A 9820-nucleotide genomic window follows, 5' to 3' on the forward strand; every position below is an offset into this window, starting at 1 on the left:
GCAGAGCTACGAAGGCCGCCCGAGGGCGGCCTTCGTCGTTTCCCCGTCGGCTCAGCTCAGCTCAGCTCAGCTCTGCGCGACAGCGCGAAGCGCCGCGTGTTCGACGCGGAGACCGGCGGCCTCGCGAAGCAGCGCGGAGATGCGTACGACCGCTGGATGCGTGCGCATCGAGCGTTTCACTCGCAGCATGATGCGTCGCCGCACGTCATGGTCGTCGATCGGCAGCACGACGACTCCCTCGGGCAGGTCGATCACGCCGAGGGTCGGCAGCACGCTGATGCCGACGTCGTGGGCGACGAAGTCGAAGGCGGTGGCGTAGTCGGGCGCTTCGATACGGAACTGCGGCGCAAACCCGCGAGTGGCGCACGCCGAGAGCGTGATCTCCCGGCACGGACCGTGGGCATGGTCATTGTCGATCCAGGCCTCATCGGCGAGCTCGGCGAGCCTCACCGAGCGTCGGGTCGCGAGTGGGTGGGCGAGCGGCACGACGGCGACATAGCCTTCGGTGAGGAGGAGGTCGATGTCGTAGCCGTCGATGCTGCCGGCGGCCACGGCGGGGTCTCGGTCGCCGCGAACCGATTCGGCGACGTAGAGCTCGAGATCGGGCTCGCCGACCTGTCGCCCGGGCAGTTCGAGGAGCCCGAGCTCGAGTCGGAGGTCGGGGAACTCCCGAACGAGCGCAGCCGCGATGGCCGGCATCCAGGCGCGATTGGCCGACGTGAAGCAGTTGATGCGCAGGGTGCCGCTGCGTCCCGACCGGAGGTCGTCGGCCAGCGAGTCGAAGTCGGCGAGTTGATCGAGCACCCGGTCGGCCCGTTCGGCGACCGCGATGCCGGCGGAGGTCGGCACGATGCCGCGACCGCGCTTCTCGATGAGCGTCAGTCCCGTCTCACGCTGCAGCGTGCTGACGTGCTGACTGACCGCTGAGGGCGTATAGCCGAGCCGAGCTGCCGCTCGATTGATCGAACCGGTCTGCACGACGGCACGGAACACACGGAGTCGATGCGGATCCACCATTCGACCGATCATACAGCGCAACTGAATGATGCGGTAGAAATGTTCACTTGTACTGAGGTGAATGTGGCGTCAGGCTGAACCAATGAACCTCCCTGCAACCGCCCCGTCGAGCGCCGTGCCGTCGACCGCGCCCCCCGCAGCCATCGGCTGGAAGGTGCTCACCGCGATGGTCATCGTGCTGGTGCTCTGGGCGTCGGCGTTCATCGCGATCCGAGCGGTCGGCGACGCCATCTCGCCGGGCCCGCTCGCGCTCGGCCGGCAGCTCGTCGGCGCCACCGTGCTCGTGGCCATCGCCGTCTGGCGCCGCCCGCCGCTGCCCCGGCCGCGTGCGCTCGCGCTCATCGCGATCTACGGCGTGCTCTGGTTCGCCGGCTACACGCTCGTGCTCAACATCGCCGAACGCCACCTCGATGCGGGCACGGTCGCAATGCTCGTGAACATCGCGCCGCTCCTGGTGGCGCTCGCTGCCGGTGCGCTGCTGAAGGAGGGATTTCCGAGGCCACTCATGGTGGGCATGGGCATCGCCTTCACCGGCGTGGTGATCATCGCGACCGGCGGCATCGGCGCGCACAGCGAACCGATCGGCATCGTGCTCGGCATCCTCGCCGCTGCGCTCTACGCCTCCGGGGTGCTCGTGCAGAAGGTCGCGCTGCGCGAAGCCGACGCACTGAGTGCGACGTGGATCGGCTGCGTCGTCGGCGCCGTGGCACTGCTGCCGTTCCTTCCGCAGACGGTCGTCGAGCTCAGCGCTGCGCCGATGCCGGCCGTGCTGGGGGTGGTGTATCTCGGCGTGTTCCCGACGGCGGTCGCCTTCCTGCTCTGGGCGTACGTGCTGAAGCGCAGCCCCGCAGGTGCCACTGCTTCGGCGACGCTCGCCGTTCCGGCGATCGTGGTCGTGTTGTCGTGGCTGCTGCTCGGCGAGCTGCCCACCGTGCTCGGCATGATCGGCGGTGCACTCTGCCTCGCCGGGGTGGCCTGGAGTCGCCGACGGCCGCAGCGGGCATGAGAAATGCCGCGTGGTGCGCCCGAGGCGCGCCACGCGGCATCCGCTGCTCAGTCGATCAGCGCGCGACGCCCGCGAGGGTGCCCGTGACCTGGCCGGCCGGGTCGTAGATCACGCACGAGACCACACGGTCGTCGAGGCTCTCCCAGCTCTCCTGCGAGGGCCGGTACGCGTAGAAGTCGAGGGTCGACGAGTCGTATGCGAGGCCGACGAAGGCGTCGAACTGGGCGAGGCACCCCTCGTCGGACTGCGTCTGGATGACGTCGTCACCGGGGTACTCCTCGCCCTCGATGGTGAAGTCGAAGAACACCTCTTCGTCGTGCGGCTGGTCGCAGGGAACGACGGGCACCTCGGAGACGAGCTCTTCGGACACCTCGTTCATGCAGTCGCCGACCATGAGGGCGAAGACGTCGGCGTCACCCTCCTCGACGATCTCCTGCGTCGTGTCGTCACGCTCGGGCTGGGGGGCCGGGCCGCCCACGATGTCGCGGATCATGCTGCATCCGGAAAGCGGAATCGCCACCGCGACAGCGGCGAGGGCGACGAGTGCGCGCGTCAGCGTGCGGCGCGTGGCAGAGTTCACGGGGGGAGCCTCTCGGTTCGGGGATCGATGTTCACGAGAGGGCCACAGCAGACCGGCGCCCCCGCCTCATCCGGATGATTCGGTGTCAGCATAGCGGGAGTGGGTGACTCGCCGCGCGTGCTTTCAGCGCAGGTGAGGCAGCACTTCCGCGGCGACGAGTTCGAGGTGCTCGAGGTCGCGCAGATCGACGAGCTGCAGGTAGACACGATCCGCGCCGAGTTCCCGCAGTCGGAGGAGCTTGTCGACCGCTTCGGCGGGAGAGCCCGCGATGTTGACCGCCGCGAACCCGTCGGGATCGGCGCCGATCGCGTCGAGGCGTCGCCGGTACGCGGCATCGGTGTTCGCGACGACGGTCGGCAGCGCCACACTGGTGCGCATCGTCGCCGGGTCGCGACCGATCTGCTCGCAGGCGCTGCGCACGCCGGCGAACGTGTCGGCGATCACCTGCTCGTTGCGGAACCCGATGTTGAACTCGGTCGCGAAACGGGCGGCGATGGCCGGGGTGCGCCGTGGTCCCGCGCCGCCGACGATGACGGGCACGGGCGACTGCGCCGGCTTAGGCAGCGCCGGTGACTGCGCCAGACGGTAGTGCTCGCCGTCGAAGTCGAAGTGTTCGCCGATCGGCGTCGACCACAGGCCGGTGATGATCTCGAGCTGCTCCTCGAGCAGTCCGAAGCGCTTCGCCGGGAACGGGATGCCGTACGCCTCGTGTTCTTCGGCGAACCAGCCGGTGCCGAGGCCGAGCTCGATGCGCCCGCCCGACATGGCGTCGACCTGGGCGACCTGGATCGCCAGCAGCGACGGGTGCCGGAACGTCGCAGAGGAGACGAGCGTGCCGAGCCGGATGCGCCGGGTCTCGCGCGCGAGTCCGGCGAGCGTGACCCAGGCATCCGTCGGCCCGGGGAGCGGGTCGCCGGCGCCCATCGCCAGGAAGTGGTCGGAGCGGAACCATCCGTCGAAGCCGAGCCGCTCCGTGGCGATCGCCTGCGCGAGCTGGTCGTCGTAGCTCGCGCCCTGCTGCGGCTCGGTGAAGATGCAGAGTTCCACGGTCAGGCCTGCTCGCCGAGCGCAGCGAGCACCTGGTCGTGCAGGAGCCCGTTCGTCGCGAGGGCGCTGCCGTGCGACTGGCCGGGCTCACCCGAGATCGAGGTGAAGCGGCCGCCCGCCTCTTCGACGATCGGGATGAGGGCCGCGAGGTCATAGGGCTTCACGTCGAACTCGCCGGTGATGTCGATGAGCCCCTCGGCGAGCAGCATGTACGACCAGAGGTCGCCGTAGGCGCGATCGCGCCAGACGCGCTCGGAAAGCGCCAGAAGGCGATCGAGTGCACCGGCATCGCGCCACTGGGCGAGGCTCTGGAAGCTGAGCGACGCGTCGGCGAGCGACTCGACGCCCGAGACGTGCAGGCGGCGAGCGCCCGGGACGGATCCCGCTGAGACCTCGGTGATCGCCTCGCTCGCGCCGGCTTCGGCGGCCGACGTCGTGGTCCAGGCCCCGAGACCCGTCGCGGCCCACCAGCGGCGGCCCAGTGCGGGAGAGGATGCCACGCCGACCACCGGCACGCCGTCGACGGTCAGGGCGATGAGCGTGCCCCAGACGGGAACTCCGCGCAGGAAGTTCGCCGTGCCGTCGATCGGGTCGATGACCCATTGGCGGGCGGAATCGCCGTCGACGCCGAACTCCTCGCCCAGGATGCCGTCGTCGGGGCGAGCGGCCGTGATGTGCTCGCGGATCGCGCGTTCGACGGCGAGATCGGCCTCGGTCACGGGGGATCGATCGGGCTTGGTCTGCACGTCGAGATCGATCGCGCGGAACCGAGCGATCGAAACGGCATCGGCCAGGTCGGCCAGCTCGAGGGCGAGTGCGAGGTCGGCGTCGAGGGTCTGCTGGGGGTCGGCGGTCACGTCGTTCAGGCTATCGCGGGCGCCGTGGCGCGTGACGACGATGGACGACGCGCCGAATCGCGCCTCGATTGGTGCAACGGTGGGTTCTCCTGATAACGTGGTTCCTCGGTTCGGGTTGTCGAAAACCCAAGCCGAAACATGCGAAAGCACGCACCTCTAGCTCAATCGGCAGAGCAACTGACTCTTAATCAGTGGGTTCTGGGTTCAAGTCCCAGGGGGTGCACGATCAAGCCTCGAACCTCTCGCCGGGTTCGGGGCTTTTTCATGTCGGGCTCGGCGTCGGTCAGTCGTCGAAGCCGCGTGCGGTCAACGCATCCCCGAGGTGCTCGGCGGTCTGCAGCGCTCGAACGATCACGGGCACGGCGAGCGCCACGATCGATCCCTCGACGCCGCGGGCCTTCCTGGCTTCGAGCACCTCGCGGACGATCTCCGCGAGCAATGGCACGCAGCGGATCGTGAGGGCGAGCATGAGCCCGACACGGTCGGCGTCGATCCACCGACGGAACGGTCGGAGGAGCGTCTGCATCGCGTCGAGGGTGGCCGAGACCGGCGTCGTCAGCGTGTAGAGCGCGGCGAGGGCGACGGCGAGCACGAGTCGTACCGCCATGGTCGCCGCGGCTTCCCAGCCGCCGAACACGACCTGTATCGGCACGGCGAAGGCGAGCAGCCAGAGGATCGGAACGATCTGGTGCCAGACGAGCGGGAATGGTATCCACGCGACGAGGAACAGCACGACGACGAATCCCGCCGGCAGGGCGAGCGATGCGAGCGAACCCTGCACCGCGATGACCGTGACGAGCACGGCGAGAACGCCGAGTTTCACGAGTGCCGGCGTTCGATGCAGGAGCGACCTGCCGGGATGGAAGACTCCGATCATCGGGGAATCCCGATGAGCGTGCGATACGCGTCGAGGGCCGGGCCGGGCCGGTCATCGGCGATGATCCGTCCGGCTTCCATCACGACGACCCGATCGAACTCCTCGAGCAGCTCGAGGTGATGGCTGACGACGATGAGCTGCTGGGGGAGCTCGGCGAAATGCTCGCTCACGAGCCTGGCATTGCGCGCGTCGAGCAGCGTCGTCGGTTCGTCGGCCACGATGACCGATGGTTCCGCGACCAGCACGGCGGCGAGGGCGAGCAATTGCTTCTGGCCGCCGGAGAGTCGATGTGCGGGGCGGTCGGCGAGCTCGGTCAGCCCGAAACGCTCGAGCGCGGCGTCGACGCGCGCCGCGGCATCCGCTCGGTCGAGCTTGTGCCTGCGCAGAGTGAACGCGACGTCTTCGCGCACCGTCGGCATGACGATCTGATTGTCGGCGTTGGTGAACACGAAGCCGACCGTGCGGCGCACCTCGCGGGCGTGGCGGGCGAGGTCGAGACCGCCGACCGAGACCCGACCCGAGGTCGGCGTGACGAGGCCGTTGACCATGCGGGCGATCGTCGACTTGCCCGAACCGTTCGCGCCGACGATGCCGATGCGATGTTCGCGCAAGACGAGCGAGACGTCGTCGACGACGCGTTCCGACCCGAAGTCGTGGCTGACATGGTCGAACACGATCTCGGTCATGCTGCCCGCTCCACGATCATGGCGATGCCCTGTCCGCCACCGATCGAGCACGCGGCGAGGCCGGGCCGTGCGTCATCGGACGCGAGCATGCGGGCGGCGAGCCGTACGAGCAGCACCGCTCCCGAGGCGCCCCAGGGATGCCCGAGCGCGATGGCGCCGCCGTCGGAGGAGATCACTGCCTCGTCGAGGCCCAGCTCGTCGCTCACCGCGAGGAGCTGGGCGGCGAACGCCTCGGTGATCTCGATGAAGCCGAGTGCGGCGGGGGCGATGCCGGCTCGGGCGAGTGCGAGACGAGCTGCCGGCGCTGCACCGAGACCGGGCAGCCCGGGATCGCCGCCGGCGACAGCTGCTGCACGCACCCTGAGCGATGGCAGTCCGAGTTCGCGCGCCACGCGCTCCGTCGTCACTGCCATGGCTGCCGCGCCGTCGGAGAAGCCGCACGAGTTTCCGGCCGTGACGGTGCCGAATTCACCCGCCGCCCCTTCGGGCAGTACGTCATCCGGCGTCGAGAAAGCGGGGGCGAACCTCGTGAGACGGGTCGCACTCATCGAAGCGCGGGGTCGATCGTCGAGCGTCACGCCGTCGATTTCGACGATCTCGCCATCGAAGACGCCGTTCGCTTGCGCTGCAGCGGCGAGCGCGTGCGATCGGGCCGCCCAGGCATCCTGCCGGTCGCGGGAGATGCCGCGGATCGCGGCGAGACGGTCGGCAGCCGGGCCCATGTCGGGATCGGGGAAGCCGGCCGGTGCGAAGGGGGCACGCGAGTACCGCTCGCCGGAGTGCGCCCAGAGCCGGTGCGGCGCCGTCGAGGCGGATTCCGCGCCGCCAGCGATGACGAGCTCAGCGTCGCCCGCCCTGATTCGGGATGCAGCCTGCACAACGGCGTCGAGCCCCGAGCCGCACTGCCGATCGACGGTGACTCCGGGCACCGAGGCGCCGAGGCCCGCTCGCAGAGCGGAGACGCGCGCGACGTCGCCGCCGGGGCCCATGCAGTTGCCGAGTACGACATCGTCGATCGCGAGTCCGCTCGCAGCCACCGCACGCGCGACTTCAGCGATCACCGGGGCGGCGAGCGCGTCGACGGTGTGGGTCGCGAAACCGCGTCCGGCGGTGCCGATCGCGCTCCGACGGGCGGCGACGATGACGGGGGCGGAACGGGAGTTCGATTCGGTCGTCATGCAACGCCCCGGTCAGTGGCGGCAGGAGACTCCACGCCGAGGGTGCCGGCCGCGAGTTCGGCACCGAGCATCCCGCGAGCGGGCTTGCCCGCCGCCGTGGTGGGAATGGGGCGCACGAACCAGCGACGGGGCAGCTCGGCGGCGGACAGGGTTGCGCGGGCGGCCGCGACGACTGCGGCGACATCCGTCGAGCCGTCGAGCTCGACGACCGCGACGACGCGTTCGCCGAGCAGTTCGTGCGGCTCGCCGACCACCGCGGCTGCCGCGACGCCCGGCAGCTCGACGAGACGGGCTTCGATGTGCTCTGCCAGCACTGTCGCGCCGGCGGTCGTGATGGCGGCGTCGCCGCGTCCGACGACGCGGAAGGTGTCGCCCTCGCGGGGTTCGGCGAGGTCGCCCACGGAGGCGAAGCCACGGTCGTCGCGACGGAGCATTCCGCCGCCCACGACCCCGAGGGCGAGATAAGGGGAGCGGGCCCACACTTCCTGGCCCATGGCGGTCGGGCGAAGCTCGACCTCGACCCCGGGGAACGGCGTGAGCGACCCGCCGGGCCCGGCAGCGACGAAGGAGAGTTCGGCGGCGCCGTAGTACTCGGTCACTCGGATGCCGCGGTGCATCGCCTGGGTGCGAAGGCGGTCGCTCATCACCCCTCCGGCGACGATCGCCGCGGGCGGGAGCACCGGGCCCTCGATCATGCGGGCGAGTCGCGTGGGTGTCGCGTGGACGACGCTCGCCCCGCGCAGCTCGTCACCGACTGCGGCGCCGAGCCGGAGTGCGTGCAGCGCCGCGTACAGGTGCATCGAGACGTGCAGCGGGCCGGTGACCGCGACTCGATCATCGGCCCGAAGCCCGGCGAGCTCGGCCAGCGGCTCTGCCGAGTCGAGCCAGGAGGCGTTCGTTCGGGCGACCGCCCGAGGCGTGCCGGCAGGGTCCGATGAGCCGGAGGTGAGCACCGCGAGTTCGGTGCCGACGGGGAGCGCCGCCGAGATGCGCTCGGCATCGCGGGCGTCACCGCCGACGAGCACGGGCACGCCGCGTTCGAGGCAGGCGAGCACGCGCGTGATGAGCGTGACGGGGGCGGTGCCGACCGGACAGGCGACGAGCGTGTCGCCAGCGGGAAGGGGGGCCGAGGCGACCGCGTCTGCGAGCTCGCCGAACCGCACGGCGTCGCCGCCGAACGTGAGCGCGAGTGCGTTGCGCGGTCCCCGCAGCCAGTCGCTCACGCGGTCGTGCTCGATTGGGCGGCGTCGCGGGTCACTGCGCTGGAAGACCCGGCGGCTGACCGGCTCGCCCACGGCCACCGACGCGGCTCGATCAGGCCAGGCCAGGCCCGGTGCACGCCCTTCGCGACGAGCACCGTCGCGACGACCTTGACGATGTCGCCCGGGAGGAAGACGGTCGACGCGATCAGCGCGGCGCCGAACGGCGTGCCGGTGATCACGGCGAACAGGGGGACGCCGATGAGGTAGATCGCGACGATGCCGCCGAGTGCGGTCCAGGCGAGCGCGGGCGCGATCGGGTAGCGCGGAAGCAGGCGAGCGGTCGCCCAGCCGATCACGGCGGCGCCGAGCAGCCAACCGAGCAGATAGCCGACCGAAGGGCCGACGAAGACGCTGAGGCCGCCCCTGCCGCCCGAGAGCAGCGGCAGTCCGACGGCGACGAGTGCAAGGAGCAGGAGGACGGCGAGGAAGCCCTTGCGCGCGCCGAGGATGGCGCCCGCGAGCATCACGCCGAGGGTCTGGAAGGTGATGGGCACTGCTGCGCCGCCGATGGAGAGAGCACCCGGAAGGCCGAGGGCGGCGATCAGCGCCGCGAAGACGGCGATCTGCGCGAGATCGCGTGCAGTGCTGCGAGGCCGCTGCGAAGACGGCGCCGTCGAGTTCGGCTGGGCGCTGCTCGGCGTGGTGCTGTGGGCGGAGCTCATCGGGTTCCCCTCGTCGTGGCGTGCGGGCGGTAGCCCGGGAATCACGCTACGAGCAGCAGCAGAGCGGCTTCTCGATGCGGCCGTACAAGAATCACCGTGCGATTTTGGATCGCCGTGCACGAACCCGCCGTTCAAGGCGCCTCGAAGAGCGGGATCAGGCGGCGCGTGCGGCCTCGAGCGCGGTGGCTGCACCGATGGTCGGCAACTCCGAGGCCTCGACGTCGACGGCGGTCTCGGCCGGCGGCTGTTCGACGGCAGCGGTCATCTCGACGGGTTCGGCCCAGACGATGAGGGGAGCGGGCTCCCAGCCGAGGGCGAGTGTTTCTTCGCCCGCCGGCACGACCACGGCGACGGAATCGCGTTCGTCGAGGATTGCGCGCGTGAGCTCGGCGGCGATCTGGTGCGTGAGCATCGCGTGGAAGATTCGGTCGGTGTCGCCGTCGGACTTGCGCACGAGCGACCAGCCGCCCCCGGGGCCGATGAACTCGGACAGCCTCGTGTTCAGCAGATCGAAGATGTGCTCGCCCCTGAGGTCGGCCGCAGACGGACGAGGAGTCGGGGCGGCAGCATGAGCGGAGGCCTGGGCGGCAAGCCGTGCACGGCGCCAGCGGCGGAACATCGGTGGCCCCTCTCGTGAGGTCGTTTCGG

Annotated in this window: 11 protein-coding genes and 1 tRNA gene; 2 read left to right on the top strand and 10 right to left on the bottom strand. The window is 70.4% G+C overall.

Translation table 11 applies throughout. The features are described 5' to 3' along the window. Positions 1–66 precede the first annotated feature (66 nt). Positions 67–1017: a LysR family transcriptional regulator gene (locus AC6CH0_RS11680; RefSeq protein WP_498100882.1), complete on the bottom strand. Its 951-nt coding sequence runs from the start codon at positions 1015–1017 to the stop codon at positions 67–69. An 82-nt stretch (positions 1018–1099) separates the two neighbouring features. Between AC6CH0_RS11680 and AC6CH0_RS11685 the strand changes: the two genes are divergently transcribed. After that, on the top strand, positions 1100–2023 hold the full coding sequence (locus tag AC6CH0_RS11685) for a DMT family transporter (protein ID WP_498100884.1): 924 nt from the start codon (positions 1100–1102) through the stop codon (positions 2021–2023). A 55-nt stretch (positions 2024–2078) separates the two neighbouring features. Here the strand turns inward: AC6CH0_RS11685 and AC6CH0_RS11690 are convergent, their stop codons facing one another. The 3 genes from AC6CH0_RS11690 to AC6CH0_RS11700 form a co-directional block, all read right to left on the bottom strand. Further along, on the bottom strand, positions 2079–2603 hold the full coding sequence (locus tag AC6CH0_RS11690; RefSeq protein WP_498100886.1) for a septum formation family protein: 525 nt from the start codon (positions 2601–2603) through the stop codon (positions 2079–2081). 123 nt (positions 2604–2726) lie between these two features. Next, on the bottom strand, positions 2727–3650 hold the full coding sequence (locus AC6CH0_RS11695; RefSeq protein ID WP_498100888.1) for an LLM class F420-dependent oxidoreductase: 924 nt from the start codon (positions 3648–3650) through the stop codon (positions 2727–2729). A gap of 2 nt (positions 3651–3652) precedes the next feature. Continuing rightward, complete coding sequence (locus AC6CH0_RS11700; RefSeq protein WP_498100890.1) at positions 3653–4507, bottom strand: inositol monophosphatase family protein; 855 nt, start codon at positions 4505–4507, stop codon at positions 3653–3655. A 150-nt stretch (positions 4508–4657) separates the two neighbouring features. On the opposite strand from AC6CH0_RS11700, the gene AC6CH0_RS11705 reads away from it, so the two are divergent. Beyond that, positions 4658–4730, top strand: a tRNA-Lys gene (locus AC6CH0_RS11705). A gap of 60 nt (positions 4731–4790) precedes the next feature. Here the strand turns inward: AC6CH0_RS11705 and AC6CH0_RS11710 are convergent. From AC6CH0_RS11710 to AC6CH0_RS11735, 6 genes are all read right to left on the bottom strand, one after another. Further along, positions 4791–5384, bottom strand: a complete 594-nt coding sequence (locus tag AC6CH0_RS11710; RefSeq protein ID WP_498100892.1) for an energy-coupling factor transporter transmembrane component T family protein — start codon at positions 5382–5384, stop codon at positions 4791–4793. After that, positions 5381–6070, bottom strand: coding sequence for an energy-coupling factor ABC transporter ATP-binding protein (locus AC6CH0_RS11715; protein WP_498100894.1), 690 nt, complete (start codon positions 6068–6070; stop codon positions 5381–5383). The genes AC6CH0_RS11710 and AC6CH0_RS11715 overlap by 4 nt, the downstream gene beginning before the upstream one ends. Continuing rightward, complete coding sequence (locus AC6CH0_RS11720; protein WP_498100896.1) at positions 6067–7248, bottom strand: thiolase family protein; 1182 nt, start codon at positions 7246–7248, stop codon at positions 6067–6069. The genes AC6CH0_RS11715 and AC6CH0_RS11720 overlap by 4 nt, the downstream gene beginning before the upstream one ends. Beyond that, positions 7245–8471 carry an AMP-binding enzyme gene (locus AC6CH0_RS11725; protein WP_498100898.1) on the bottom strand — a complete coding sequence of 409 codons (1227 nt, stop codon included), beginning with the start codon at positions 8469–8471 and terminating at the stop codon, positions 7245–7247. The genes AC6CH0_RS11720 and AC6CH0_RS11725 overlap by 4 nt, the downstream gene beginning before the upstream one ends. After that, positions 8468–9172: a biotin transporter BioY gene (locus tag AC6CH0_RS11730; RefSeq protein WP_498100900.1), complete on the bottom strand. Its 705-nt coding sequence runs from the start codon at positions 9170–9172 to the stop codon at positions 8468–8470. Before AC6CH0_RS11730 ends, AC6CH0_RS11725 begins: the two co-directional genes overlap by 4 nt. 154 nt (positions 9173–9326) lie before the next feature. Further along, positions 9327–9791 (bottom strand): hypothetical protein, encoded by a 465-nt coding sequence (locus AC6CH0_RS11735; RefSeq protein ID WP_498100902.1) that lies wholly within the window; start codon positions 9789–9791, stop codon positions 9327–9329. Positions 9792–9820: the final 29 nt, after the last annotated feature.

Source organism: Agromyces sp. GQ35 (genome assembly GCF_059758475.1).